Consider the following 24,898-nt stretch of genomic DNA (forward strand, 5'->3'; position numbering starts at 1 on the left):
CTACTCGGCCGCGGCTTTGCCGTGTCCGCAGCGCTGCTCGATATAGTCGCCGACCATCTTCTCGAAATCCTGCGCAATGGACGGACCGCGCAGCGTCGCCGCCTTCTTGCCGTCGATGAAGACCGGCGCCGTCGGCGTCTCGCCGGTGCCAGGCAAGGATATGCCGATGTCGGCATGCTTGGATTCGCCGGGACCGTTGACGATGCAGCCCATCACCGCGACCTTGAGGTTCTCGACGCCCGGATATTTCTCGCGCCACACCGGCATGTTCTTGCGGATATCGGCCTGGATGCTCTGGGCGAGTTCCTGGAACACGGTGGACGTCGTGCGCCCGCAGCCTGGGCAGGCGGCGACGATCGGCACGAACTGCCGGAAGCCCATGGTCTGCAGCAGTTCCTGCGACACCTGCACCTCACGCGTGCGGTCGCCATTCGGCTCCGGCGTCAGCGAGATGCGGATCGTGTCGCCGATGCCCTGCTGCAGAAGGATGCCCATCGCGGCCGAAGAGGCGACGATGCCCTTGGTTCCCATGCCGGCCTCGGTGAGACCCAGATGCAGCGCATGGTCGGAGCGTGTGGCGAGCTCGGTATAGACGGCGATCAAATCCTGCACGCCGCTGACCTTGGCCGACAGGATGATCTTGTCGCGGCCAAGCCCGATCTCTTCCGCCATCTCGGCCGACAGGATGGCCGACTGGACGATCGCCTCGCGCGTGACTTCCTGCGCGGTGAGCGGCGAGCCCTGGGCCTGGTTCTGGTCCATCAGCCGGGTCAGCAGCTCCTGGTCGAGCGAACCCCAGTTGACGCCGATGCGCACCGGCTTGTCATATCTGATCGCCATTTCGACGATCGCCGCGAACTGGCGGTCCCTCTTGTCCTTGAAGCCGACATTGCCGGGATTGATGCGGTATTTCGCCAGCGTCTCGGCGCAGGCCGGATGATCGGCCAAGAGCTTGTGGCCGATATAGTGGAAGTCGCCGACCAGCGGCACGTCGATGCCGAGCCTGAGCAGCCGCTCATGGATGCGCGGAACCGCCGCGGCGCTCTCGTCGCGGTCGACGGTGATGCGCACGATTTCCGACCCGGCACGATGCAGCGCCGCGACCTGGGCGACAGTCTGGTCGACATCGGCGGTGTCGGTGTTGGTCATCGACTGCACGACGACGGGCGCGCCGCCGCCGACCATCACGCCGCCGACCGAAACGCCGACCGACCTGCGCCGCGGGAAGGGAGAAGAAAAATATCCGGTCATGCCGGTCGCCTTCATCTGAAAGTTCCGGGCATGAGGTGACGGAGCAAAGATGGCTTGTCAATGGCAAGCGCCAGGCGAGGTTGGCAAATCGGCAGCCGCCAGGCGAAAAACGCCAGCTCTGCCGATCGCGAGATCCGCGACCGAACGTTCCGTCGATTTCAGTTAAAAAACACCATGCCGGTGGCATTTCCTGCCACCGGACGTTTCACCGCGGCGGGTTGCGGTGATGGTGCCTGGAGGAGCTTCAGTGTGTCGTGGGGCTAGCCTTCAGCTTTTCAATCTCGTCCTTGATTGCCAGCTTGCGTCGCTTGAGATTCACGATTTCGAGGTCGTCCACCGAAGGATGGTTCATCGCGTCGGTAATCTCGCGCTCGATATCACCGTGTTTCCGCTGCAACTCATCAAGATGGGATGCAAGAGACATGATTGGTTCTCCCTTTCATGGTTTCCTCGATTGCAGCCGTCGCAGGCACGTCCACCGCAGGTTGAGACTGTGACGGCACCGTGACAGTTTGCCACCAACCGATCTCGATGTCGAATGACACGTGGTAGCATTCCACGACAAAGTGAAATGTGATAAGGGCTGCGCGCCGGTCTCAGACGAAAAGTCACAAACCCAGCCGGTCCCGCCCAAACAGCCCGATTGGGCGATGCATACGCAGACGGTAGATAATGTCCGAACAGGAACAGGCTGAAATACGCCTCGAATATTCCCGGCTCAAACAAGAACACGCCGATTTCGACGCCGCCATCAACGCGATGATCGCCACCGGCTGCGACCCGCTTCAGATTCAGCGCATGAAAAAGAAGAAGCTGATGCTGAAAGACCGGCTGTCGGCGCTGGAAGACCGCATTATTCCCGACATCATCGCCTAAGGCGTGTCGATATTCAGGTGAGGCCGGCCTGCAAATGGCGGCCTCCTGCGCTTCCGGTGCTCGCGTACCTCAAGTACGCTCCGCTCCGGTTCTCGGAAACCACCATTTTCGACTCAGCCTGACCTGAATCTCAACACGCCTTGGATCGATAACCGGCTCAACGCCGTTACGAGATCGAAAGCCGGGCGGCGCGCTCGCGGAGCAACGCGACCAATTCGCCTGTCCGCGCCTCCGACGTGTCGATCGGCACCACAAGGCACATCGTCGCCTCGACCTTGCCGGGCGCCGAGAACACGGGCGCCGCCAAGCATTTGGTATAGGCGTCGACAAGGCCTGAAGTGACGCAATAGCCGGTGACGCGCGCCCGAGCGATGTCATCGATGAAGTCATCGATCTCTATCTTGCGGCCGTCCGGCAGCACGAGGTCGTCTTCCGTGACCATCGCCTCGATCCGGCTGCGATCAAGACCGGCCAGCAGCAACCGGCCCGAAGCAGTCCATGGCAGCGGAATCTGCAGGCCGGTGGCCGAGCTGATGCGGAACGGCCTCGTGCCCGGGCTTGAATGGATGATGGTGTAGCGACCGCTCTGCAGCATGCAAAGCTCGGACGTCTCCCCGGTCTCGCGCGACAGCGTATCGACCTCCTGGCGGCCGCGCCTCAGCAGGTCGTTGCCGCGCATATAGGCCATCCCGTAGAGATAGAGCTTCTTGCCGAAATAGACGCGATTGCCGTCGCCGGCCATTTCCAGGAGACCGGCTTCGACCAGTTCGCGCACCAGCGTGTAGGTGGTCGAGCGCGGCGCGTTGAGCCCCTTTGCCAGCTCGCCGATGCCGATCGCTCGCTGGTTGGCGTGCAGGAACTCCAGGATGTTCAGGACCCTGTTGAGACCTTTCTCGCGCGAGCCGGCTGGCCGCTCCTCGCCCGTGCCTTCGCTCGGCCACCCGGTCTGCATTTCACTCTCTTGCATTGTCGATTCCTGGTGCTAGTATCTGTCTTGTACAGGATACACACGTCTCTTGTAAGAGACAATCGCTGATTGCGGCGTGTATTTCTGCTGCATTGGGGAACACACCATCAAAGGAGGTCGCCGTGAACGACACATCCGGCAGACGTGATTTTCTGAAACTTGGAATGGCGGGGCTGGCCACCGCCGGCGCGCTTACCGCCGTCAGCGCCGAGAAGGCAGCCGCGCAAGCCGCATCCGACAGCGTGCTGCGCACCGCGCTTGATCGTGGCAAGCTGATCGTCGGCACCGGCAGCACCAATGCGCCATGGCATTTCGAGAACGACGCCGGTGAATTGGTCGGCATGGACATCACCATGGGCCGCATCCTCGCCAAGGGCCTCTTCGACGACCCGACCAAGGTCGAGTTCGTCACCCAGGACCCGGCGCAGCGCATCCCCAACGTGACGACCAACAAGGTCGACATCACCATCCAGTTCATGACCATGACCGCGCAGCGCTCGCAGCTGATCCATTTCTCGCGGCCCTACTATGTGGAGGGCGTAGCGCTGCTGACGCTGCCCGGCTCCGAAAACAAGACCTTCGACAAGCTCCTGGCGAATGGCGCCAACACCCGCATCTCGATCCTCCAGAATGTCGATGCCGAAAGCTCGGTGCATTTTGCCTTGCCGCAGGCTCAGGTGCTGCAGATCGACACCCAGGCGAACGTGCTGCAAGCGCTGGAATCCAAGCGAGCCGACGCCGCGGCCGTCGATTTGTCGACTGTGCGCTGGCTCGCCTCGCGCAACCCGGACAAATATTTCGACGCCGGCAAGAGCTGGTATTCGATGCTTTACGGCGCTGCCGTCCGGCAAGGCGACCTCGATTGGCTGACCTTCGTCAACCAGACCTTCACGATCGCCATGTTCGGCCACGAGACAGCGCTCTATGACGCTGCCTTCAAGGAATATTTCGGCCAGGAGCCGCCGCCGCGCCATCCAGGCTTCCCGGTCATCTGACCAAGCCTACGCCAAGCCGGCGGAGGAGCGCGACGGCGCTCTTCCGCCTCCTCGACACGGGCCATGCGGGTGACGAATCCTTGAGCAATTTCCTAAAAAGTGTGAAGCGGTTTTCCGTTCGAAATTGCGCCAAAACAAGAGATTGTTTGTTACTGCGAGCCATTGAGACGGATGCATGGGCTACACGCTCAATTTCAACCTGATCTGGCGGCATTTCGACAAGCTTTGGGGCGGCCTGCTGCTCAGCCTCGAGCTCGCCGTGATCTCGATCGCCATCGGCATCGTCATCGGGCTGGTGCTGGCGGTCTGGTACGTCTCGGCCGGGCGCGTCGTGCGCACGATCATCGCGGCCTATGTCGAATTCATCCGAAACGTGCCATTGATCCTGCTCGTCTACCTCGTCTTCTACGGTGTGCCGACCGTCATAGACCTCGCTTACAGCGCGCCCACCTCTTTCGTCGTGACGCTGTCGGTCTATAGCGGCGCCTATCTGGTCGAGGTGTTCCGCTCCGGCCTAGAAGCCGTGCCTCGAGGCCAGCTCGACGCCGGCAAGGCGATCGGCCTCACGCCATGGCAGCGCCTGATCCATGTGCGCCTGCCGACGATGCTGCGCATCACGCTGCCGGCGCTGTCCAACACCTTCATCTCGCTGTTCAAGGACACCTCGATCGCTTCGGTCATCTCCGTGCCCGAGCTGACCTATGGCGCCCAGTGGATCAACTTCAACACCTTCCGCATCGTCGAGGTCTATCTGGTGACAACGGCGATGTATCTGGTGACCGGCTATGCGCTGCTGTTCGCGCTCAGGCTGGTCGAACGCCGTTTCAGGGCGGCGCGCTGAGATGCTGAGCCAGATCCTCTACGCCCTGCCGTTCCTCGCCGAGGGCTTCGCCTTGACCCTGTGGGTCTCGCTGCTGGTCGTGGTCCTGTCCTTGATTGCGGGCGTCCTGCTGGGTGTCGGCCTCGTCTATGGGCCGGCGCCGGTGCGTTGGTCGGTGCGCATTTTCTCGGACACCATCCGCGGCATCCCGATCCTGGTGCTGATGTTCTTCGTTTATTACGGCCTGCCCGCGGTCGGACTGCATCTGCAGTCCTTCTGGGCGGCGGTGCTGGCGCTCACGCTGTTCAAGACGGCGCAGGTCGTCGAATATGTGCGCGGCGCCGTGGCCTCGATACCGAAGGGCCAGTCAGAGGCGGCGATGGCGATCGGCCTGACCTTCCGGCAGCGCCTCACCTCGGTCATCTTCCCGCAGGCCTTCCGCCGCTTCCTGCCGCCCTGGATCAACGGCGTCACCGACGCCGTCAAGGGCAGCGCCCTGGTCTCGCTGCTCGGCATCACAGATCTGATGCAGGCCATCAACCAGGTCATCGGCCGCACCTATGAGGCGATGCCGCTCTACATCCTCGGCGCCCTGATCTATTTCGCCGTCAACTACGCGCTTTCCTACGCCAGCCGCAGGCTGGAACGGCGATTCGCCTTCATCCGGGACTAACCATGGCCACCAGCTCCAGCAACAGCCCAGCGCTTCTCGAGATCGCCGAGGTCTCTAAATCCTTCGGCCCGGTCGCGGTGCTGCGCTCGGTCAGCCTGCAGGTCACCAAGGGCGAGGTGGTCACCATCATCGGCCCTTCCGGCAGCGGCAAGACCACGCTGCTGCGCTGCGTGAACTTCCTCGAGAGCTATGACTCGGGCTCGATCCGCATCGACGGCAAGGAAGTCGGATACCGTGATTCCGGGACGCGGCAGCGCCGCAGCGAACGCGATTTGGCCGCCATGCGCGCCGAAACCGGCATGGTGTTTCAGAGTTTCAACCTCTTCCCGCATCTGACCGCGGCCGGCAACATCATGCTCGGCCTCACCAAGGTGCGCGGCAAGAGCAATGCCGAAGCCCGCTCGATCGCCGAGCATTGGCTCGGCCGCGTCGGCCTCGCTCACAAGGCCGACAGCCTGCCGGCGGAGCTTTCAGGCGGCCAGCAGCAGCGGGTCGGGATTGCCCGCGCCGTCGCCATGGAGCCGAAGATCCTGCTGCTCGACGAGATCACCTCGGCGCTCGACCCCGAACTCGTCGGCGAGGTGCTGGCCGTGGTGAAAAGCCTCGCCGAGGACGGCATGACCATGGTGATGGTGACGCATGAAATGGCCTTCGCCCGCGACGCCTCCAGCCGTATCGTCTTCATGGCCGATGGCGGCGTCTCGGCCGTCGGGCCGCCGAAGGAGGTCCTTGCCGCGGAGACCACCAATGAGCGGCTACGCACCTTCCTGGCGCGTTTTCGTGCGTCGCATTTCTGAAAGCGGATGGCTTTCGCCATCCAAGGAGTACCCGTCCATGTCGCCTTACGAACGGCTCGCTGAACTCGGCCTGACCCTGCCCGAGCCGCCGACACCTATCGCCAATTTCGTAACCCATGCCGAGAGCGGCCGGCTGATCTTCCTTTCGGGCCAGGGGCCGCTGCGCGCTGACGGCACGCTGTGCACCGGCAAGGTCGGCGACAACGTCACCGTCGAGCAGGCCTATGAGCATGCACGCCTTACGGGCCTCAACCTGCTTGCCGTCATGCATGCGGCGGCGGGCGACCTCGGCCGTATCGTGCGCGTGGTAAAACTGCTCGGCTTCGTCAACGCAACCCCGACTTTCAGCGACCACCCCAAAGTGGTCAACGGCTGCTCGGACCTTTTCGCCGATGTCTTCGACAAGATCGGCGGCCATGCCCGCTCGGCTATCGGCGTCGGCTCGTTGCCTGGCAACATCACCGTCGAGATCGAAGCGGTCGTCGAGATCACCGCCTGATTTAGGAGTTCGCCCTCATGAAAACCTATTCCGACGCCGGTTCCAACACCACAATCCGCGAGCGCCTGGGGCTGAGACCCATCATCAACGTCTCCGGCACCATGACGGCATTGGGTGCTTCGATCATCGTACCGGAGGCGATCAGCGCCATGGCCGAGATGGCCTCACAATGGGTGGAGATGGACGATCTGCAGCGCTCAGCGAGCGCCATCGTCGCCCGACTCACCGGCGGCGAGACCGGCTTCATCACCGCCTGCTGCGCCTCAGGCATCACCATGGCGGTCGCCGGCGCGATGACCGGCACCAATCTTCTGGCGATCGAGCGGCTGCCGGACGACACCGAAGGGCTGAAGTCTGAAGTCGTCATCCAGCTCGGCCATATCGTCAATTACGGCGCGCCGATCGACCAGTCGATCCGGGTCGCCGGCGCCAAGGTCATTCCGGGGGGCACCGTCAGCGTCACCCAGGACTACCATGTGCGCGAGGCAATCAACGAGCGCACGGCGGCGGCTCTCTACGTCGTCGCCCACCACACCGTGCAATACGGCATGCTTTCGCTGGAGGAGTTTTGCGAGATCTGCCACGCCAAGGGGGTCCCGGTGATCGTCGACGCCGCCTCGGAATACGACCTTCGCAGCTTCCTGGCGCGCGGCGCCGATATCGTCGTCTACAGCGGCCACAAATTCCTTTCAGGGCCAACCAGCGGCATCGTCACCGGCCGCAAGGACCTGGTCCGCGCCGCCTATCTGCAGAACCGCGGCGTGGCGCGCGCCATGAAGGTCGGCAAGGAAAGCATCGCCGGCACCATGGCGGCGCTCGAGGCCTGGGAAAAGCGCGACCATGCCGGCATCCGCCGGCGTGAGGAGGCGGCGCTCAATCTGTGGAAGGACGCGCTGCAGGGCATTTCGGGTATCAATGCGCAGATCATTCCCGACCCGACCAACAACCCTCTCGATCGCCTGCAGGTCTTCGTGCGCCCAGAGAGCCGCTTCACCGCTGCCGGACTTGCCTCCGCGCTCGCCGCTGGCTCGCCGCCGATCATCGTGCGCAACCACGAGGTCGAGCGAGGCCATTTCTTCCTCGACCCTTGCAATCTGCATCCTGGCGAGGCGGAGATCGTGGCCGAGCAACTGCGCGCCGTGCTGACGGCGAAGGACCGGCCGGCTGACGCGATGAAAGTGGCGCGCAAGGATTCGACCGGATCGTTGCGCTGGCCAGACTAGCTTGCCGCCGGCGTGACAATCCTTGCGGCTATCGGCGAATTCCGCTAAGGCGCGCCTTTGCCGCCGGGAGCGAAACCTTGACCGATCAGCGTGCCGACGTCGCCATCATCATGGGCAGCCAGTCCGACTGGGCGACGATGCGCCAGGCGGCCGAAACCCTGGATGCGCTGGGCATTCCGCACAAAAGGCTGATCGTCTCCGCGCACCGCACGCCCGACCGCCTCTATGAGTTCGCCAAGGGGGCCAAGGCCGCCGGTTACAAGGTGATCATCGCCGGCGCCGGCGGCGCCGCGCACCTGCCGGGCATGACGGCGGCGATGACGCCGCTGCCCGTCTTCGGCGTCCCGGTCGAATCCAAGGCGCTGTCCGGCCAGGATTCGCTGCTCTCCATCGTGCAGATGCCGGCCGGCATCCCGGTTGGCACGCTGGCCATCGGCAAGGCGGGGGCGGCCAATGCCGCGCTGCTTGCCGCGGCGGTGCTGGCGCTCAACGACGACAAGCTTGCCGCCCGGCTCGATGCCTGGCGCGCGGCGCAGACCGCCAAGGTCGCCGCCGAACCGACGGACGCGCCGTGAGCCTGGCGCCCGGATCGACCATCGGCATCATCGGCGGCGGCCAGCTCGGCCGCATGCTGGCGATGGCTGCCGCCCGCCTCGGCTACCGCATCGTCGTCCTGGAGCCGCAGGCCGACTGTCCGGCGGCCCAGGTCGCCAACCGGCAGATCGTCGCCGCCTACGACGATCCGAAAGCGCTCGCCGAGCTCGCCGCCGCCAGCGCCGTCGTCACCTATGAATTCGAGAATGTTCCGGTCGCCGCGGCGCGAACGCTGGCGGCAACGGTCCCCGTCTACCCGCCGGCCCGCGCGCTCGAAGTCGCACAGGATCGCGTCACCGAGAAAAGCTTCCTCAACAGCATCGGCATCCCGACGGCGGAGTTCTGCCCGGTCGATAATGACGACCAGTTGACCGAAGCCCTGAGGACATTCAACGGCAGCGGGGTGCTGAAAACCCGCCGCATGGGTTATGACGGCAAGGGTCAGCGTGTCTTCCGCAACATGGAAACGGGCGGCTTTGCCGGCACCTGCGAGGCGATGGGCAATGTGCCGCTGATCCTGGAATCGCTCGTCGCTTTCGAGCGCGAGATTTCGGTGATCGCCGCGCGCGGCCTCGACGGAACGATCGCCGCTTACGATCCGGCCGAAAACGTCCATCGCGAAGGCATATTGCGCAGCTCGACCTTGCCGGCCGCCATCGGTCCGCAAACGGCAACGGCCGCCAAGGATGCGGCCGCAAAAATCCTTTCCGCGCTCGACTATGTCGGCGTCATCGGCGTCGAGTTCTTCGTGCTTGCCGACGGCTCGCTGCTGGCCAACGAGCTGGCGCCGCGCGTGCACAATTCCGGCCACTGGACGGAGGCCGCCTGCGTCATCTCGCAGTTCGAGCAGCATATACGCGCCGTCGCCGGCCTGCCGCTGGGCTCGCCCGAGCGGCATGCTGATTGCGTGATGGAAAACCTGATCGGCGACGACATGCTGAAAGTGCCGGCGCTGCTCGCCGAACCCAACCTGATGCTGCATCTTTACGGCAAGGCCGAGTCACGCCCCGGCCGCAAGATGGGCCATTTCACGCGACTCATCGGGCCCAAATAACGACCTATTGCATCTCCTGATCGTCGCCGCCGGCGTCGGAGCCGGCGCAACTCGGATCGCTCAGCTTGCAGTTGGCGTCGGAAGCGAGCTGCTTGATGCGCTCGTTGGTGAGCTTGGTCAGGCACTGCGACACCTCCATCGGATGGATGGAGCCGCCCTCGCTGTCGGCGGTCGAATAGGCGCATTCGGCGTCACGAAAGGCGATCCAGGCGCGCTGCGCCGTCTGCAGCAGCTTGTTCGAGGCCTGATCGTTGCTGCTGACGATGTTCTTATAGGCGGCGTTGAGCCTGGCATCGGCCGCCTGGTAATCGGCATCGGCGCAGATGTTCAGCATCGACTGGCTGTCGTCGCTGCGGTCGCAGTCCTCGGCAAAGGCTGCCGGGGCGGTCGCCAGGAGAACAAGACAGGCGGGCAGAAACAGACGGCGCATGGGAATCTCCAGTCGCTTGGGTGCGGACACCATTCCAGTCGACCTCGAGTCGCGCAATGCCATGCTGCCGGATGGCGAATATTTGATATGCTGGCCCACTTGTGGCATTCGAGCATCGTCACGTGGTTGACATGGACGACACTCCTCGTTTATGAGCCACGCCAAGTTCAAAGGCGCGCTTTTTTTCGGGCGCGCCTTTAAAATTCGGCCCGGGACGGGCCCTGACCGAACAGGCAAGACCATGAAGATCAAGAATTCGCTCAAGGCGCTCAAGGCGCGTCACCGCGACAACCGGCTGGTTCGCCGCAAGGGACGCATCTACATCATCAACAAGACCGCTCCGCGCTACAAGGCGCGCCAGGGCTGAGGCTTGCGCGCGGCCTGATGCATGCCACCCGAAAGGAAGTGGCATGCGAACAGACCACGCCGCGCTGATGTCGGGTGCCGGTTTGCCGGCCCTTTCACGCTAAAATCACTTTGACGATCCGCCGTCCGGGATTAGATTCCGGCGATGCGGATTCGTTTTGCATTTTTCGCCGCCTTTTTGCTTTCCGGCGCAGCTTTGCCTGCAGGAGCAGAAACGGTGCCGGGCGCGCTGCCTCCGGATGCCGCGCCGCCCACCGCGACACCGCCGCCGGCCGCTCCAACCAGGCAGGGCCGCCTCGACCAGCTCTTCACCGAGTTGAAGCGCGAGCGCAACGAGAAGGCGGCCGAGCGCATCGCGGGCCGCATCTGGAGCGAGTGGAACCAGTCGGGCAGCGCCTCGATCGACCTGATGATGCAATGGGCGCAAAAGGCCACGGAAGACCAGAAATTCGACGTCGCGCTCGATTTCCTCGACCAGGTGGTGACCTTGCAGCCCGACTATGCCGAAGGCTGGAACCGCCGCGCCACCGTGCATTTCCTGATGAAGAATTACGGGAAGTCGATGGCCGACATCGACCGCACCCTGCAGCTCGAGCCGCGCCATTTCGGTGCGCTCTCGGGCCTCGCCCAGATCATGACCGAGACCGGCCACAAGCAGTCGGCGCTGGAGGCCTGGCAAAAGGTGCTGGCGATCTATCCGATGATGCGCAGCGCCCAGAACCAGGTTTCGACGCTTTCGGAAGAGCTCGCCGGCGAGGGCATCTGACGCGCTTACGTGCGTTTCTTCATCTTAAAGCGCGTCGCGCTAGAGCGGTTCACCGTTTCACGGAAATGGCGAACCGCTCTATCTCTTTGTTTTGACGCAATTCCGGACGAAAAACCGCGAACACTTTTCCTGGAATTGTTCTAATGGGATCCGCGCAACGGGCCTCAAGCCTCTGTCTTGATGTGGCGAAGTTCCTCGGCCTTGCGCTCGACGACGGCCTCATAAGCGGCCCGCAGCTGCTGGCGCACGGTGGGCGCGCCGGGCGGCGTCCTCGAGGGCGCGCCGAGATGCTCGTGGCGCAACTCGTCCATGAATTGCTCCCATAGCGGCGGACCGCCCTTTTCGAGCAGCTCGGCGCGGATCGACAATTCTTCGCTGACCGGCAGCCAGACGCGTCCCCAGGCGCCGAGCTGCGCCATGATCGGCACCAGCGTGATCGCCATCTCGGTCAGGCTGTAGATCGCCTTCTGCTTGTGGCTGGGGTCGTCGGCCTTGGTCAGCAGGCCGAGCGCCATCAGCCGCTTCAGCCGGTCGGCCAGGATGTTGGAGGCGATGCCCTCCAGTGAGCCATTGAGCAGCTCGCGAAAATGGCGCCGGCCGCCAAAGATCATGTCGCGCAGGATGATCAGGCTCCAACGGTCGCCGAAGACCTCGAGCGACAGATTGATCGGGCAACCGGACCGGCGGTCGATGTTCATGGCAGTCTCCAGAAAAACCAGTTGCATTATGATATCGGTTTCACTATCGTGCAACTGATTGCAAAATGCAATCGGAGTGGAGGAGCAGATGACCCACGCGGCGCAGCGCCCCGACATCGTTTCGGAAAGCTTCGGCAGTCCGAAAGATCCGCCGATCCTTCTGATCATGGGCGCCATGGCCTCGATGCTGTGGTGGCCGGAAGCCTTCTGCCGGCAACTCGCCAGGCGCGGCCGCTTCGTCATCCGCTACGACAACCGCGACACTGGACTGTCGACCAAATATCTGCCAGGCGCGCCGCCCTACAATTTCGAGGACATGGTGGACGATGCCATCCGCGTGCTCGACGACTACGGCGTCGGCAAGGCGCATGTCGCCGGCATGTCGATGGGCGGTATGCTCGCGCAGAACGTGGCGCTGAAATATCCTGAAAGCGTCAGCGCGCTCACCGTGATCTCATCTTCGCCGCTCGGCGTCGACACGTCCGGCCTGCCGGGGGCGACCGAAGCCTACAAGGAGCATTCGGCGCAAGGCGCCAATGTCGACTGGTCGAACCGGGAGCAGGTGCTCGACTTCATGGTCAAGGATGCCCGCGCGATCGCCAGCGCGCGCCATCCGTTCGACGAGGAACGCACGCGCGCGATGATCGAGGCGGACTATGACCGCTCCGGCGGCCTCGCCAGCGCGACCAACCATTTCCTGCTCAAGGGCGGCGGCCCGAAACGGACGGTGCGAGACCTGACGGCACCGCTGCTCGTCATCCACGGCACCGCCGATCCGCTCTTTCCGGTCGACCATGGCGAGGCGCTCGCTAAGGCCGTTCCAGGCGCAAGGCTGGTCAAGGTCGAAGGCGGCGGTCACGAGCTGCACCGCAACGACTGGCCGCAGATCATCGACGCTATCGCCGCACATCACTAGGCGTGGCGGCTCCGGCTTGACTCGACGGGCTTGCGACAATAGTTAAGTGAACACTTCAGTATTATTCAGCGACCGAACGCGAAGAGAGCGAGAATGTCCCTGACGCTGCATTTCCATCCGCTGGCCTCGTTCTGCTGGAAACCGCTGATCGCGCTCTATGAAAACGGCACGCCCTTCCAGCCGGTGATCGTCGACCTGGGCGACGAGGCTTCCCGCGCGGCTTTCCTGAAGGTGTCGCCGACCGGCAAGATGCCGGCGCTGCGCGACGATACACGGGACCGCACGGTGCTGGAATCCACCATCGTCGTCGAATATCTCGCCGCGCATTATCCGGGGCCGATCGAGCTCGTTCCGGCCGATGTCGATCTCGCTTTGCAGGTCCGCCAGGCAGACCGCTTCTACGATTTCTACGTGCAGCATCCGATGCAGAAGGTCGTCGGCGACCGCTTGCGGCCAAAGGACAAGACCGATCCGTTCGGCGTCGAGGAAGCTCGCGCGCAATTGCGCAATTCCTACGCCATTATCGAAGAGGAGATGGCGGGCAGGACCTGGTCAGTGGGCGAAAGCTTCACCATGGCAGACTGCGCCGCCTCGCCGGCGCTGTTCTACGCCAACAAGGTCGAGCCGTTCGGCAAGAAATTCCCGGCGGTGAAGCGTTATCACGACCGCTTGCTCGCGCGTCCGTCCTTCGCCCGCGTGATCGAGGAAGCGGGACCCTACTTCAAGTTCTTTCCGTACAACAACGGCTGACCGAAAATGCTGCACGACCCGGCTCAGCTCGATTTGATGTTCCAAGCGCTCGCCGATCCGGCACGGCGCCAGATGGTGGATCGTCTGTCGCGCGGGCCGGCGTCGGTCAGCCAACTGGCGGAACCGCTGGCGATGTCATTGTCGGCCGTTGTCCAGCATCTCAACGTGCTCGAGGCGAGCGGCCTGGTGCGGACCGAAAAGCTTGGCCGGGTGCGGACCTGCCAGATCGAGCCGAAGGCGCTTCGGGCCGCCGAGCACTGGATCAACGAGCGGCGGCTTGCCTGGGAGCGCCGACTCGACCGGCTCGGCGATTTCCTCGCTGAAACGAAAGATGAGAGCTGAAGGTCCCATCATGACCGAACGATCTGTCGTCCATTCCACCTTCGTCATCGAGCGCGTCTATCCGGTGACGCCCGAGAAGGTCTATTTCGCCCTGAGCGACGCCGAGGCGAAAAAGCGCTGGTTCTTCGATCCCGACAATCCGATGCCGAGCCGGCACGAGATGGACTTCCGTGTCGGCGGCAAGGAGGTGAATGCAGGCTGTCCCAGCGACGGGCAGATGCATTTCTACAACGCGGTCTATCAGGACATCGTGCCGAACCGGCGCATCGTCTACAGCTATGAGCTCTTGTTCGGCGAAACGCGGGTCTCGGTATCGCTTGCGACGATCGAGCTTATCGCGGAAGGCAGGGGAACGCGGCTTATCCTGACGGAGCAGGGGGCATTCTTCGACCGCATTGACTCGCCAGCCACGCGCGAGCACGGCACCGGCGAATTGCTGGACGCGCTTGAGGCGGCACTGGAACCGGCGACGTGAGGCAGTAGAGCGTTTCACCATTTCACGGAAACGGCGAGCCGCCCTCCACCGGTCAAATGCTTGGCGTATCGTCGCTGCATGGTGAAGCCGGTCCAGCTAAGCAGTCTTACCTGGCCGCGGCGACCAAATCACAAAAAACGAGCCGCGGCGGCGCACTCAGCAGCGTCTCGAAGCGCTCCAACGCCTGCCTCACCGGCGGAGATGCGAGGTGCGCGTCACACGCCGCCGCGTCTCGATAGAGCTCGTAAACCACAAAGGCATTGCTGTCGTCCTTCCGTCGATGCACGGCGTAGCGCACATTGCCTTCTTCGCCGCCTGCGATATCCACCAGTTTGCGCAGAATCTCCTCGACTTCGCCGGCGCAGGCCGGGCGGGCACTCAATTCCGCCAGCAAAAGATGCATGATGACAATCTCCTAGAGATGTGAGGGAGCCATCACCATCGCTCCCGCCCATCGGGAAGTATTGTAAAAATGCGTCCTGGCCCGAGCCTCTCTGAGGTAGCGCTGCGGAGACTCCGCAACCAGCTCGCGGAAGTGGCGGATAAAGTGAGCCTGATCGTAGTAACCGTATGCGAGCGCCGCGTCCGTGGTGCTTGCGCTTTCATCCAGCATTAGGGCGCGCACCGTCTTCTGGAAGCGTCCCAGACTACGAATCTCGACTGGTGTCTGCCCGGCAATGCTTGCGAAACGGCGTTCCAACTGACGGCGCCCGAGCCCGAGGCGGTCCGTCAATCGGTCGATCGCAAGGTTGGCAGGATCGCCATACAGCATGCCCATTGCGTGTTCGAAGACGATGTCCGGCGTCGCGCGGGACAGGCGTTCCGCAAGGAAGCGCTGGATCAGCCGGAGCCGGGCGGACAGCCCCTCCGCGCCGGCTACACGCCAGGCCAACTCCTGGCCCGCCGCATCCCACAGGTCCTGCGCGGAAAGGGCACGGTCCATCATCTCCCTGCCTGGCATGTCGACAAATCGATGTACCATGCCGGCCCGGAAGCGCACCGCGACGAAACCAACGTCGTCTGATGGCAACAGTGCCAACGGCCGATGGCGAATGTAGAACAAGTGGGCGACGGAACAGGTTTCCGGCGCGCCACCACCCACCGATCGCCTGAACGGCGTACGGTAGTGGAAATACAGTTCCGCCCCGGTTCCGGGAAGCAGCACAGGCAATTCGACCCGCTCGGCGCTGACACTTTCCCATCCCCAAATCCGGTCGACATAGGGAGCCAGACCGTCGATCGGCAGGAATTGAAAGACGCGCATCTTTCAGACATCTATGGCGGATGGTTTTCGTCGATGCGGCAGTCGCATAGGCATCGCCACCGAGCATGGCCGCCTGCTCTTACGTCATTGAGATCGCCTGGGCCGGCGATTCTGTTCGCGGTTGCTGGGTCGCCACCGGTTTCATCGAGAGGGCCGCGCCTGTTCGACACCAATGTCAGCCGGGTCGTCCCCCGTCAGCTTCGCCGAAAGGCGCCATAGTCTAAAAGCGCTGCCCGGGTCGAGCGCGTAGGACTGCACGCCGGGTTCGGCTAGTGACGTGGCGACAGGCGCGATCCCGCAATCCTCGCAATAGAGTCCGCCCAGACCGCTCAAGTGCGGCGACGTCGCAGCCCATACAGCCGTTGCGGCACCTTGTTCAGATGTCTTGAACGACGGGTCCACCAACCTGCCGTTCTCGTCGACCCAGCCCGCCTCGACCATCTCGGCCCTCGTCAGGTGACGCTGCAGGGGTGTGAGGATGTTGCCGGGATGAACCGCGAACGCACGGATGCCGTGTTCCTTGCCTATAGCGTCCAGCCCCACAGCAAACAGGATGTTCGCGGTCTTGGACTGGCCGTAGGCCTGCCAGCGATCGTAGCCCTTGTCGAAGTGGGGATCGTCCCAACGGATGTTGGTAATGGCATGCGCCCCCGAACTCATGACAACCACGCGGGCGCTGGAAGCTTTGACGAGCAAAGGCCAAAGTCGCGCCACGAGCAGGAAATGGCCAAGATGGTTGACGGCGAACTGCAGCTCCCAGCCGTTGGCAAGGCGCGTTTCCGGGCAGGCCATAACACCGGCATTGGCGATGACGATATCGACGGCGTTGCCTTCTTCCACCAGGTCGCGCGCGAAGGTCCTTACGCTGTCGAGATCGGCAAGATCCATCTCCACGACGGATACCCCGGCCATGTTTGCGAGCGTTGCGCGCGCCTCCATTGGCCGCCGCGCGGGCACAATCACGCGGGCACCCGCTCCGGCGAGCGCATGCGTCATCTCATGTCCGAGGCCCGAATAACCGCCCGTGACGACCGCCAGCTTTCCCCGCAGGTCGATGCCGCGCAGAACCTCTCCGGCTGTACTGCTTGCGCCGAAGCCTGACGCTACCGATGGCTGTTCCATGTGAACCCTCTTTTATTTCCGGAGCGGTTTTAATATTCAGTGCGATGCCGGCGCACCATTCGTGGGCGTGCCAAATGCTTTGGCGAAAGTCTCATCGCGCGTCATGGACGTCTTGTCGGACATCATTGGCCAGGTTACGCCGGAGGCGTCCGTAAGCGCAGGACTGGATGCCGCCGGCGAGTGGTGCATCGCATTCGAGGCGCCAAACGGCATCAAGTTCAACGTCGTCACCAAGGGAACATGCTGGCTGCGGGTCGAGGGCGAACCGGCGCCGATTTTCGTTGCCGAGGGAGATTGCTTCCTGTTGACCAGATGCCGAGGTTTCACGCTCGGCACCGATCTTTCCCTGCCTCCCCTTTCCGCGCAGGAAGTGTTCTCGGCGGATCAGTACCCGGCAAGGGTCAACGCAGGCGGCGCATTTTCCCTTGTGGGCGGCCGCTTCGCCTTCCGTAGCGAGCAAGCCGAGCACCTGTTCGAGGGCTTTCCGGTGGTTGTCCACGTTCGCGGCGATGAACCCTCAGCCCCGGTTTTCCGCCGGGCCCTGGAACAGTTTGTCGATGAGGCCCGTTGCGATCGCCCCGGCGGTCGGCTTATCCGCGAACGGCTGGCCCAGATCATGCTGGTCGAGATCGTGCGTTCTCATCTCCTGTCGTCGAATCGCCCGGCACCCGGCTGGCTGAGGGGATTGGCCGACGCCCGGATTTCGCGCGCGCTTTCGGCCATCCATGCCGCGCCGGAACGAAAGTGGACCTTGTCGGCGCTTTCTCATGCGGCGGGAATGTCGCGGTCGCATTTCGCACGACGTTTTCGCGATGTGGTCGGCATTCCGCCGCTTGGATATCTGCGATCGTGGCGCATGCTGCAGGCATTCAACGGACTGAAAACGACGCAGAAGCGGGTCGGCGAGATTGCCCAATCCGTCGGCTATGAATCGGAAAGTGCCTTCAGCACGGCCTTCCGGCGATTGAACAATATCTCTCCCGGCACGGCGCAACGAAAAACCGGACGCGACGTTTTTACGGAACGCTCGGACAAAGCTTAGCGTGACGGAATCGACTTTGACGCATGCCGTCGTCTCAGAAACGCTGCGCATTTCTGAGCGACATGCATTGATGAGCGGGCCTACTCCCCCGGCGCTGTTTCCCAGAACTGGTCGAGCCAGATGTTCAGCCTGAGGAAGCCGGCGCTGCTGACAGTATAGACGCGCCTGGTGCCTTCGGCCTTGGCATTGACCAGGCCGGCATCGAGCAGAACCTTCAGATGCTGTGAAACAGCCGGGCGCGAGACGGGCAATCCGGCGGCCAATTCGTTCACCGTCTTCGGGCCGCGCCGGAGTTCTTCCAAGAGATAGCGCCGATTGGGGTCGGCTATCGCCACAAAGGCGTCAGAAAACATCATGCCTTTATTTGTGGGGCAAAGTTTTCGGAATCTCAACTATTGGTTTCAATCTTTCTGCGCGGATCGAGCCGGGTTGCCTCGGGCGTGACGGCACGGTCCGCGGGCTGCGTCTTGAACGCATCGCGGTTCTCGATCGGCACCGGCGCGCGGGCGCGGATACGCAGCAGCGTGTAGCCGGCGAGGCTGAGATGGGCGAGCGCGGTTGCAAGAAACAGCCCTTCCGGACGCACCGAACCCATCAGGGCAGCCGCCAGCAGCGGCCCGATCATCGTGCCGAAGCCATAGAGCAGCAACAGGCCGCCTGAAACTTTGACGAAGTCTTCGGCACGGGCATGGTCGTTGGCATGCGCGACGGCGATCGAATAGAGCGTATAAGCGAAAGCGCCGTAGGCAGCGGTCAGCACGATGACGAAGACGCCCGATCGCGGCGCGAACAGGAAGATCAGCACCGCGACCAGGGCCGCGCCGAAGGCAGCACCCGCCAGCACGAAACGGCGGTCGGTTGTATCGGAGAGGCGCCCGGCCGGAAGCTGCATGGCGGCGCCGGAAACGACGACAAGGCTCATCATCAGCGCGATCTCGGCGGTGGAGATGCCGATGCGCGCGCCATAGACGGCGCCGAGCGTGCCCCAGGCGCCATTGGCGATGCCGATGAGAAGGCAGGCCACCGCCGACACCGGGGAATTGGCGTAGAGGCTTTTGACGTCGAGCTTGACGTCCTGCAGCGGTTTCGGGGTCGATTGGGTAGAAACCGCCGTCGGAATGAGCGACAGGCAAAACAGGATGCCGGTGATCATGAACAGCGAAGCCGAGCGCACATCGCCGCCGGCGACGATCATCTGGCCGCCCATGATCGAGGCATAGGTGACCATCATGTAGAGACCGAAGACGGTGCCGCGGTTTTCGTTGGTGGCTTTCTCGTTCAGCCAGCTCTCGATCACCATGAAGGCGCCGGCCATGGTGAAGCCGGTGAAGGCGCGCAGGAGGATCCAGAAATACTCGTCGATGATGAGGCCGGTGAGCAGCGCGATGATCGCACCGGAAGCGGCGAAGGCGCCGAAGGCCCTGACATGGCCGGCGCGGCGCACAAGGCGCGGCGCAAAGAAACAGCCGGTGACGAAGCCGCCGGCCCAGGCCGTGCCCATCAGGCCGAGCGATGCGGTCGAAAAGCCCTCCACCTGGCCGCGCAGCGGCAGGAGCAGCCCGTGCAGGCCGGATGCGGCGAGCAGGAACGCCGTGCCGCGCAGCAGCGAAAGGATCGGTCTGTAGGTTGCAAACATCGCTTGGTCCGGTTTCGGGCGCAGGGGTCTGAAGACAGACGTATTGGGGCTTTTCGGCGGCGGTCGCTCGCGCCGGCAAAATTATCCGCGTCGGAACAACGCGTCGGCGGCGGATTTGGTGGCGCCCTTGGCGGCCCGCTCTGCCTCAAGCCTGGCGATCTCGTCGCGCAGCAGGGCGATGCGCTCCGACAATTCATCGACGGAGAGCAGCGACAGGTCCTGGCCGATCTCGTGCGGGCGCTGCTTTTTCCTGGGTTCGTCGTCGAAGATCGCCATCGTCGCTCCTCCCGTTTTGGCCATTTGCCTGATTTGGCATTGAGCATACATAGGGCAGGGGTATTGATGCAAACGGCCGACAACAGATCGAGATAAGGAGACCGCGAGCCATGGCAAGTCAGAAGATTCCGGCAAAGATGACAGCCATCGCGATCTCGCAGCCCGGCGGCCCCCGGGTGCTCAAGCCGGAAACCCGCGACGTGCCTGTCCCCGGCCCCGGCGAAGTGCTGATCCGCGTGCATGCGGCCGGCGTCAACCGACCGGACGTGCAGCAGCGCAAGGGAGCCTATCCGCCGCCGCCCGGCGCCTCGGACCTGCCCGGCCTCGAGGTGGCCGGTGAAATCGCGGCGCTCGGCGATGAGATATCGCGCTGGCGCATCGGCGACCGGGTCTGCGCGCTCACGCCGGGCGGCGGCTATGCCGAATATGTCAAGGTCCATGCCGGCAGCGTGCTGCCGATCCCGGCCGGCTTCACCTATTCGGAAGCCGCCGCCGTGCCGGAAAATTACTTCACCGTCTGGCACAATGTGTTCGAGCGCGGCGGGCTGAAGAAGGGCGAGACGCTGCTTGTCCATGGCGGCTCCTCCGGCATCGGCACCACCGCCATCCAACTTGCTTCGGCCTTCGGCGCCACTGTTTTCACCACCGCCGGCAGCAAGGACAAATGCGACGCCTGCCTCAAGCTCGGCGCCGACCGGGCGATCAATTATCGCGAGGAGGATTTCGTCGCCGCGGTCAAGGATGCGACCGACGACAAGGGCGCCGACGTCATCCTCGACATGGTCGGGGGCGACTATGTCGCGCGCAACTACGAGGCCGCGGCCGTCGAGGGGCGGATCGTCCAGATCGCCGTGCAGGCCGGCGCTGTCGCAAGCACCAATTTCGCGACGCTGATGGTCAAGCGCCTGACCCATACTGGCTCGACGCTTCGTCCGCGCACCGTCGAGTTCAAGGCGGCGATCGCCGCCGCGCTGGAGGCGCAGGTGTGGCCGCTGCTCGGCACGCGCAAGGTGGCCCCGGTCATGGACATGATCTTGCCCCTGACCGAAGCCTGGCGGGCGCATGAGCGGATGGAAGAAGGCGAGCATATCGGCAAGATCGTCCTCGACGTCGGGTAGGATAGGCCGATATTCAGGTGAGGCCGGCCTGCGAACGGCGGCTTCCTGCGCTTCCGGTGCTCACGTAGTTCCAGCTGCCGCATGTCCTTATCGGAAAACCGGAGGACCACTTTCCGGGACATGCGGAAGTACGCTCCGCTCCGGTTCTCGGAACCTGCCATTTTCGTCTCGGCCTGACCTGAATCTCCACCCGTCCTGGGTCCGCGCTTGTCTCCTGTTCCAAGCTGAACGCATCGTTAATGGTGCAATGCACAAAACGCATTGCGGCCATGCAAAAGCGTCCGTTCATTTCTTGGGCAGGCATGCCTATTTACGCGGCATCAAACGATTTCATCAAACGACTGGAGAAACTGAAATGAACCCGATCCGTGCTTTCCGTAAGTGGCGCATGTACAACGAGACCGTGCGCGAGCTGAACAAGCTCAATGCCCGCCAGCTCAGCGACCTCGGCATCAACCGTGCCGACATCGAGCGCATCGCCCGTCAGGCGGTGTAATCAGTAACCGCCTGGCCGCAAGGCCGGGCTGGACAGGCAAGCCAGAGCCGTCGAGACGCTTGCTTCGTTTCCGGTTCCAAGCCCGCTGGACCTCGTCCAGCGGGTTTGTCTTTTCAGGGCTGTGAATCAGCCCTTTTCCAAAAACATTGCGAAAATTCGAGGGAGCGTTTATACAGGCCGCGAATTTCCCATTTTGGTGGCTCTAAAACCACCGCCCGCGCGGGAACGCGGGCGAACGAGAAGGATTTTTGACATGGCCAATACGCTGCTGATGCCCAAGGCGACCGCCGTCTGGCTGGTCGACAACACCGCGCTCTCCTTCGAGCAGATCGCGCAGTTCTGCGGGTTGCATCCGCTCGAGGTCAAGGCGATCGCGGACGGCGAGTCGGCGCAGGGCATCAAGGGCATGGACCCGATCATCACCGGCCAGTTGACGCGCGACGAGATCGCGCGCGGCGAGAAGGACGTCAACTACCGGCTGAAGCTGTCGGAGCCGAAGGTGCGGGTGCCGGAATCGAAGCGCAAGGGCCCGCGCTACACGCCGCTGTCGAAGCGCCAGGATCGGCCGAACGCCATCCTGTGGCTGGTGCGCAACCATCCCGAGCTCAAGGATGCGCAGATTGCCCGTCTCGTAGGCACCACCAAGTCGACCATCGAGCAGATCCGCGAGCGCAAGCACTGGAACTCGGCCAATCTGCAGCCAATGGATCCGGTGACGCTCGGCCTCACCTCGCAGATCGACCTTGACCTCGAGGTCAACCGCGCCTCGCGCGGCCGCGAGCAGCCGCAGCCCGTCGGCGACACGCTGCTGCCCGCCGCCCTCACCGAACGGCTGGTGCCGGCGCCGGAGAAGCCGAAGGACGAGGACCAGGAGCTCGACGCCAACGCCGTGTTCGCCAAGCTCTCGGCGTTGAAGTCGAAGGACAAGGACGAAGGCGAGGAGTGAGCGCTCTTACCTTCTCCCCTTGTGGGAGAAGGTGTCGCCGAAAGCGACGGATGAGGGGTGCTCCAGGGAAAGCCAGCGTCTCACTCCGCTGGAACACCCCTCATCCGTCTCGGCGCTACGCGCCGATCCACCTTCTCCCACAAGGGGAGAAGGAGAAAGGCGCAAGTCACGTCCGCGCGGCGCGGTCGGGCGCCATGCCGTAATCCTCCGAGCGCTCGACGGCGCGGTAGAAATCGGCGAGCTGCTTGCCGCGCTCCGGCTTGAAGGTGCGGCCGGCAATGACGACAGAGGCGATGCGGTCGATGCGGAAGGCGCGGAAATCGTCGCGCATCTCGCACCAGGCGACCAGGGTCCAGACCTTGCCCCAGAACCAGAGGCCGAGCGGCCTGATGTCGCGCGCGGTGCCGCGCCCGGCCTCGTCGGAATAGTCGATGGTCAGCACCTGGCGTTTCTCGACGGCGCGCTCGATCAGGTCGATCGCCTCGCGCGCGGCGTCGCTCACCACCCACATCGGCGTGTGGATCTCGGTGCGGGCGATGCGGTCCTTCTCGGTGTCGGGAAGCACCGCGCCGATCTTGACCAGCGCCTCGTCGGCGGCCCTCGCCATCGCCGCGCCGCCAAAGGCGCGAACCATGCGGGCGCCGGCAACCAGCGCCACGATCTCGTCACGCGTGAACATCAGCGGCGGAAGGTCGAAACCTTCCCTCATCATGTAGCCGACGCCCGCTTCGCCGTCGATCGGCACGCCGGTCGACTGCAGGTCGGCTATGTCGCGGTAAATGGTGCGCTCGGAAACCTCGAGCCAGGTGCCGAGCTTCTGCGCGGTGACCAGCCGGCCACCCCGCAAATGCTGCACGATCTGGAAAAGCCTGTCGGCGCGGCGCATCGGTTTCTCCCCCGGGGTTTATGGCTTCAGCCCTTCGCGCTTGCGCGCGGTCGGCACCAGCACCGACTGGCCTTCGACGACATCGCCGACCGTGCGCGGCGACGGTTTGATGCCGTTGATGCCTGGCGTGTTCAGCCTGTCGTTCCAGCTTTTCACCATACGCGGATTACTCCGGATCGTCGGATCATGTTCGTTGTTGTCAGGATCGAAGCCGCCTCAAATACCCCATTCCTCCTGACAACATACTGTCAGGAGGCTGCGGCAAGCTACCGGCAAACAAGGGCTTCTTCCCTGTACTCAACATCACTGGCCGCCAATACATCTGGGCGCGGTGTCGCCACAATCCAAGTCGCGGCGGCAAAATTTCAGTTTTCGCGCACGCGGCCCGTGTAAAGGTCCGGCCAGCCAATGTCCTTGCGGATGTCCGCCGGCAAGGTGTTCAGGAAACGCTGGGTGCGGATCTCGTTGCGCACGGTGCGGATCCGGCCGACATAGTGCTGCACGCTGCGCAGGATGGTTAAACCGTTCATGACCTCACTCCTCTCTTTTCGATGAGAAGAGTATCTCACACCCCTCCTGACAGCAGTCTGTCAGGAGGTTGGCAGGGTGCGGAAGAAGGCGGCACGGTGCGCCTCGCAGGGCCTGAATGAAGCCGATCCCTGTCAGGAGTGCTCGGCCCGAAATGCCGCAAGAACAGCTTTGACAGCCGCCACCGTTGCTGGTCAAAGGCGGCATGACGAAACTGCTCGCCCTAGTCATCTGCGGCATCATGCTGATCCAGGTCATCAAGCCGCTGGGCTGGCCGGGGCTGGCGCTGCTTGCGATGGCGGCCATCTCGCTTGCCGCTGTCTTGGGTCATTGGGCTTAAACGCGGCCGACTCGTTCAAGCCGCCTCGTCGCCCAGCACGAAATCCAGCAGATGCTCGGCCCAGGCGCGATAACCTGCCTCGGAGGCGTGGAAACCGTCGGACGCGAAGCCGGCCTCGGGGTTGGTGATCGGCAGGCGCGAGGCGGGCACGGCGCCGCGTTCGTTGCAGAGGCGCACGCCCATGCGGTTCATTTCCGTGGCGCGGATCTCGAGGATCCGGCCCAGCAAAGGCGGCATTGCCGGCGCGCGGGTGAACTCCAGCACCGGCGACCAAACCACGCGCGCTTCCGGCCATTTGGCGCGCAACGCGTAGAGCAGGCCGCCGAACTCCTTCTTGAAGCGCGGCACGGAATGGAAGTTCTTGGTGTCGTTGGTACCGATGGCGAGCACGATATGCGTCCATGGGTCGGCCGACAGATTGGGCAGAACATGGTCGCGGATCTGGCCGGATGTCGCCGAATTGAAGCCGGCGGCGCGCCAGCGCGCGGCTCGGCCTGTCCGCTCGGCGATCAGACCCGCACTGCGCCGCAAGCCCGTGTTCGGATTGCTCGACGCCGACCGATGCGGCCGAGGAATCACCCAGGACCAGCAGCGCGACCGGCGGCGCCTTGCCTGGTATTTCGTGCAGGACCGGACCTCGCGCGGGCAGCATGCGCGAAGTCCGGCGGCGCACGCCGAGGCCCTGCCAGACATAGACCGGGAAAGCGAGCCAGGTGAGGAGGGCAAGCAGGCGCTGCATGGCGGTTCCATTG

The 24,898-nt window shown here is 63.6% G+C and carries 33 protein-coding genes and 2 pseudogenes; 20 read left to right on the forward strand and 15 right to left on the reverse strand.

Going from position 1 to position 24,898, the window contains the following annotated elements; genetic code table 11:
* Both ispG and EJ069_RS29030 read right to left on the reverse strand, forming a co-directional pair.
* Window positions 1–1,251, reverse strand: coding sequence for a flavodoxin-dependent (E)-4-hydroxy-3-methylbut-2-enyl-diphosphate synthase (ispG, locus tag EJ069_RS29025; RefSeq protein WP_126064061.1), 1,251 nt, complete (start codon window positions 1,249–1,251; stop codon window positions 1–3).
* A 244-nt stretch (window positions 1,252–1,495) separates the two neighbouring features.
* Complete coding sequence (locus EJ069_RS29030; protein WP_126064062.1) at window positions 1,496–1,675, reverse strand: YdcH family protein; 180 nt, start codon at window positions 1,673–1,675, stop codon at window positions 1,496–1,498.
* 248 nt (window positions 1,676–1,923) lie between these two features.
* Between EJ069_RS29030 and EJ069_RS29035 the strand changes: the two genes are divergently transcribed.
* Entirely contained in the window at window positions 1,924–2,127 is a 204-nt protein-coding gene (locus tag EJ069_RS29035) for a DUF465 domain-containing protein (RefSeq protein WP_040985243.1), read from the forward strand.
* 166 nt (window positions 2,128–2,293) lie between these two features.
* On the opposite strand, the gene EJ069_RS29040 is transcribed toward EJ069_RS29035, so the two are convergent.
* Window positions 2,294–3,094, reverse strand: a complete 801-nt coding sequence (locus EJ069_RS29040; RefSeq protein ID WP_245456353.1) for an IclR family transcriptional regulator — start codon at window positions 3,092–3,094, stop codon at window positions 2,294–2,296.
* 164 nt (window positions 3,095–3,258) lie between these two features.
* On the opposite strand from EJ069_RS29040, the gene EJ069_RS29045 reads away from it, so the two are divergent.
* The 8 genes from EJ069_RS29045 (at window position 3,259) to EJ069_RS29080 (ending at window position 9,749) form a co-directional block, all read left to right on the forward strand.
* On the forward strand, window positions 3,259–4,089 hold the full coding sequence (locus EJ069_RS29045; RefSeq protein WP_210211351.1) for a transporter substrate-binding domain-containing protein: 831 nt from the start codon (window positions 3,259–3,261) through the stop codon (window positions 4,087–4,089).
* A gap of 175 nt (window positions 4,090–4,264) precedes the next feature.
* A complete protein-coding gene (locus EJ069_RS29050; RefSeq protein WP_126064064.1) occupies window positions 4,265–4,930 on the forward strand; it encodes an amino acid ABC transporter permease in 666 nt (221 codons plus the stop codon).
* A 1-nt stretch (window position 4,931) separates the two neighbouring features.
* Window positions 4,932–5,582 carry an amino acid ABC transporter permease gene (locus EJ069_RS29055; RefSeq protein WP_042641519.1) on the forward strand — a complete coding sequence of 217 codons (651 nt, stop codon included), beginning with the start codon at window positions 4,932–4,934 and terminating at the stop codon, window positions 5,580–5,582.
* Between the two features lie 2 nt (window positions 5,583–5,584).
* Window positions 5,585–6,379 carry an amino acid ABC transporter ATP-binding protein gene (locus EJ069_RS29060; RefSeq protein WP_042641522.1) on the forward strand — a complete coding sequence of 265 codons (795 nt, stop codon included), beginning with the start codon at window positions 5,585–5,587 and terminating at the stop codon, window positions 6,377–6,379.
* 37 nt (window positions 6,380–6,416) lie between these two features.
* Window positions 6,417–6,878: a RidA family protein gene (locus EJ069_RS29065; RefSeq protein WP_042641524.1), complete on the forward strand. Its 462-nt coding sequence runs from the start codon at window positions 6,417–6,419 to the stop codon at window positions 6,876–6,878.
* Window positions 6,879–6,895: 17 nt separating this feature from the next.
* Window positions 6,896–8,101, forward strand: a complete 1,206-nt coding sequence (locus tag EJ069_RS29070) for an aminotransferase class V-fold PLP-dependent enzyme (RefSeq protein ID WP_126064065.1) — start codon at window positions 6,896–6,898, stop codon at window positions 8,099–8,101.
* Window positions 8,102–8,178: 77 nt separating this feature from the next.
* Complete coding sequence (purE, locus tag EJ069_RS29075; protein WP_126064066.1) at window positions 8,179–8,676, forward strand: 5-(carboxyamino)imidazole ribonucleotide mutase; 498 nt, start codon at window positions 8,179–8,181, stop codon at window positions 8,674–8,676.
* Window positions 8,673–9,749, forward strand: coding sequence for a 5-(carboxyamino)imidazole ribonucleotide synthase (locus EJ069_RS29080; RefSeq protein WP_126064067.1), 1,077 nt, complete (start codon window positions 8,673–8,675; stop codon window positions 9,747–9,749). The genes purE and EJ069_RS29080 overlap by 4 nt, the downstream gene beginning before the upstream one ends.
* Window positions 9,750–9,753: 4 nt before the next feature.
* Here EJ069_RS29080 and EJ069_RS29085 read toward each other — a convergent pair whose 3' ends face one another.
* Window positions 9,754–10,179, reverse strand: coding sequence for a lysozyme inhibitor LprI family protein (locus EJ069_RS29085; RefSeq protein ID WP_126064068.1), 426 nt, complete (start codon window positions 10,177–10,179; stop codon window positions 9,754–9,756).
* A gap of 241 nt (window positions 10,180–10,420) precedes the next feature.
* Between EJ069_RS29085 and ykgO the strand changes: the two genes are divergently transcribed.
* Together ykgO and EJ069_RS29095 are read left to right on the forward strand one after the other, a co-directional pair.
* Window positions 10,421–10,546: a type B 50S ribosomal protein L36 gene (gene ykgO / locus EJ069_RS29090; protein WP_040974291.1), complete on the forward strand. Its 126-nt coding sequence runs from the start codon at window positions 10,421–10,423 to the stop codon at window positions 10,544–10,546.
* A 144-nt stretch (window positions 10,547–10,690) separates the two neighbouring features.
* Window positions 10,691–11,311 carry a hypothetical protein gene (locus tag EJ069_RS29095; RefSeq protein ID WP_126064069.1) on the forward strand — a complete coding sequence of 207 codons (621 nt, stop codon included), beginning with the start codon at window positions 10,691–10,693 and terminating at the stop codon, window positions 11,309–11,311.
* A gap of 164 nt (window positions 11,312–11,475) precedes the next feature.
* Here EJ069_RS29095 and EJ069_RS29100 read toward each other — a convergent pair whose 3' ends face one another.
* Complete coding sequence (locus EJ069_RS29100) at window positions 11,476–12,009, reverse strand: helix-turn-helix domain-containing protein (RefSeq protein WP_126064070.1); 534 nt, start codon at window positions 12,007–12,009, stop codon at window positions 11,476–11,478.
* Window positions 12,010–12,097: 88 nt separating this feature from the next.
* On the opposite strand from EJ069_RS29100, the gene EJ069_RS29105 reads away from it, so the two are divergent.
* From EJ069_RS29105 to EJ069_RS29120, 4 genes are all read left to right on the forward strand, one after another.
* Window positions 12,098–12,925 (forward strand): alpha/beta hydrolase, encoded by an 828-nt coding sequence (locus EJ069_RS29105; protein WP_126064071.1) that lies wholly within the window; start codon window positions 12,098–12,100, stop codon window positions 12,923–12,925.
* 93 nt (window positions 12,926–13,018) lie between these two features.
* Window positions 13,019–13,675, forward strand: a complete 657-nt coding sequence (locus EJ069_RS29110) for a glutathione S-transferase family protein (RefSeq protein ID WP_126064072.1) — start codon at window positions 13,019–13,021, stop codon at window positions 13,673–13,675.
* A 6-nt stretch (window positions 13,676–13,681) separates the two neighbouring features.
* Entirely contained in the window at window positions 13,682–14,017 is a 336-nt protein-coding gene (locus EJ069_RS29115; RefSeq protein ID WP_126064073.1) for a metalloregulator ArsR/SmtB family transcription factor, read from the forward strand.
* Between the two features lie 10 nt (window positions 14,018–14,027).
* The gene (locus EJ069_RS29120) at window positions 14,028–14,492 is read left to right on the forward strand and encodes an SRPBCC family protein (protein ID WP_126064074.1); all 465 of its coding nucleotides are present in this window, start codon (window positions 14,028–14,030) and stop codon (window positions 14,490–14,492) included.
* Window positions 14,493–14,598: 106 nt separating this feature from the next.
* Here EJ069_RS29120 and EJ069_RS29125 read toward each other — a convergent pair whose 3' ends face one another.
* The 3 genes from EJ069_RS29125 to EJ069_RS29135 form a co-directional block, all read right to left on the reverse strand.
* Window positions 14,599–14,895, reverse strand: coding sequence for a putative quinol monooxygenase (locus EJ069_RS29125; protein WP_126064075.1), 297 nt, complete (start codon window positions 14,893–14,895; stop codon window positions 14,599–14,601).
* Window positions 14,896–14,907: 12 nt separating this feature from the next.
* On the reverse strand, window positions 14,908–15,756 hold the full coding sequence (locus tag EJ069_RS29130; protein WP_126064076.1) for a helix-turn-helix domain-containing protein: 849 nt from the start codon (window positions 15,754–15,756) through the stop codon (window positions 14,908–14,910).
* Between the two features lie 141 nt (window positions 15,757–15,897).
* The gene (locus tag EJ069_RS29135) at window positions 15,898–16,878 is read right to left on the reverse strand and encodes an SDR family NAD(P)-dependent oxidoreductase (RefSeq protein WP_126064077.1); all 981 of its coding nucleotides are present in this window, start codon (window positions 16,876–16,878) and stop codon (window positions 15,898–15,900) included.
* Window positions 16,879–16,990: 112 nt separating this feature from the next.
* Here EJ069_RS29135 and EJ069_RS29140 point away from each other — a divergent pair, with 112 nt between their 5' ends.
* Entirely contained in the window at window positions 16,991–17,920 is a 930-nt protein-coding gene (locus EJ069_RS29140) for an AraC family transcriptional regulator (protein ID WP_189476019.1), read from the forward strand.
* 80 nt (window positions 17,921–18,000) lie between these two features.
* Here EJ069_RS29140 and EJ069_RS29145 read toward each other — a convergent pair whose 3' ends face one another.
* From EJ069_RS29145 to EJ069_RS29155, 3 genes and pseudogenes are all read right to left on the reverse strand, one after another.
* Entirely contained in the window at window positions 18,001–18,276 is a 276-nt protein-coding gene (locus EJ069_RS29145; RefSeq protein ID WP_040998815.1) for a metalloregulator ArsR/SmtB family transcription factor, read from the reverse strand.
* A gap of 32 nt (window positions 18,277–18,308) precedes the next feature.
* Window positions 18,309–19,613, reverse strand: a pseudogene (locus tag EJ069_RS29150) (MFS transporter); the annotation flags it as partial.
* Window positions 19,614–19,637: 24 nt separating this feature from the next.
* The gene (locus tag EJ069_RS29155) at window positions 19,638–19,832 is read right to left on the reverse strand and encodes a DUF1192 domain-containing protein (RefSeq protein ID WP_042641554.1); all 195 of its coding nucleotides are present in this window, start codon (window positions 19,830–19,832) and stop codon (window positions 19,638–19,640) included.
* Between the two features lie 110 nt (window positions 19,833–19,942).
* Here EJ069_RS29155 and EJ069_RS29160 point away from each other — a divergent pair, with 110 nt between their 5' ends.
* The 3 genes from EJ069_RS29160 (at window position 19,943) to EJ069_RS29170 (ending at window position 22,392) form a co-directional block, all read left to right on the forward strand.
* Window positions 19,943–20,950: an NAD(P)H-quinone oxidoreductase gene (locus tag EJ069_RS29160; RefSeq protein WP_126064080.1), complete on the forward strand. Its 1,008-nt coding sequence runs from the start codon at window positions 19,943–19,945 to the stop codon at window positions 20,948–20,950.
* Between the two features lie 355 nt (window positions 20,951–21,305).
* Window positions 21,306–21,446, forward strand: coding sequence for a DUF1127 domain-containing protein (locus EJ069_RS29165; RefSeq protein WP_071074868.1), 141 nt, complete (start codon window positions 21,306–21,308; stop codon window positions 21,444–21,446).
* Window positions 21,447–21,699: 253 nt separating this feature from the next.
* Window positions 21,700–22,392 carry a DUF1013 domain-containing protein gene (locus EJ069_RS29170; RefSeq protein WP_095816752.1) on the forward strand — a complete coding sequence of 231 codons (693 nt, stop codon included), beginning with the start codon at window positions 21,700–21,702 and terminating at the stop codon, window positions 22,390–22,392.
* A gap of 166 nt (window positions 22,393–22,558) precedes the next feature.
* On the opposite strand, the gene EJ069_RS29175 is transcribed toward EJ069_RS29170, so the two are convergent.
* The 3 genes from EJ069_RS29175 to EJ069_RS29180 form a co-directional block, all read right to left on the reverse strand.
* Window positions 22,559–23,278 carry a YafY family protein gene (locus EJ069_RS29175; RefSeq protein ID WP_042641559.1) on the reverse strand — a complete coding sequence of 240 codons (720 nt, stop codon included), beginning with the start codon at window positions 23,276–23,278 and terminating at the stop codon, window positions 22,559–22,561.
* Between the two features lie 18 nt (window positions 23,279–23,296).
* Window positions 23,297–23,437 carry a hypothetical protein gene (locus tag EJ069_RS32935; RefSeq protein ID WP_189476580.1) on the reverse strand — a complete coding sequence of 47 codons (141 nt, stop codon included), beginning with the start codon at window positions 23,435–23,437 and terminating at the stop codon, window positions 23,297–23,299.
* Between the two features lie 206 nt (window positions 23,438–23,643).
* Window positions 23,644–23,808, reverse strand: a complete 165-nt coding sequence (locus tag EJ069_RS29180; RefSeq protein WP_126064081.1) for a hypothetical protein — start codon at window positions 23,806–23,808, stop codon at window positions 23,644–23,646.
* Between the two features lie 203 nt (window positions 23,809–24,011).
* Here EJ069_RS29180 and EJ069_RS33845 point away from each other — a divergent pair, with 203 nt between their 5' ends.
* The gene (locus tag EJ069_RS33845) at window positions 24,012–24,146 is read left to right on the forward strand and encodes a hypothetical protein (protein ID WP_126064082.1); all 135 of its coding nucleotides are present in this window, start codon (window positions 24,012–24,014) and stop codon (window positions 24,144–24,146) included.
* Window positions 24,147–24,161: 15 nt separating this feature from the next.
* Here EJ069_RS33845 and EJ069_RS29190 read toward each other — a convergent pair.
* A pseudogene (locus EJ069_RS29190) lies at window positions 24,162–24,885 on the reverse strand (SGNH/GDSL hydrolase family protein).
* Window positions 24,886–24,898: the final 13 nt, after the last annotated feature.

Origin of the sequence: Mesorhizobium sp. M2A.F.Ca.ET.043.05.1.1, assembly GCF_003952445.1 — a bacterium.
Taxonomy (GTDB): domain Bacteria; phylum Pseudomonadota; class Alphaproteobacteria; order Rhizobiales; family Rhizobiaceae; genus Mesorhizobium.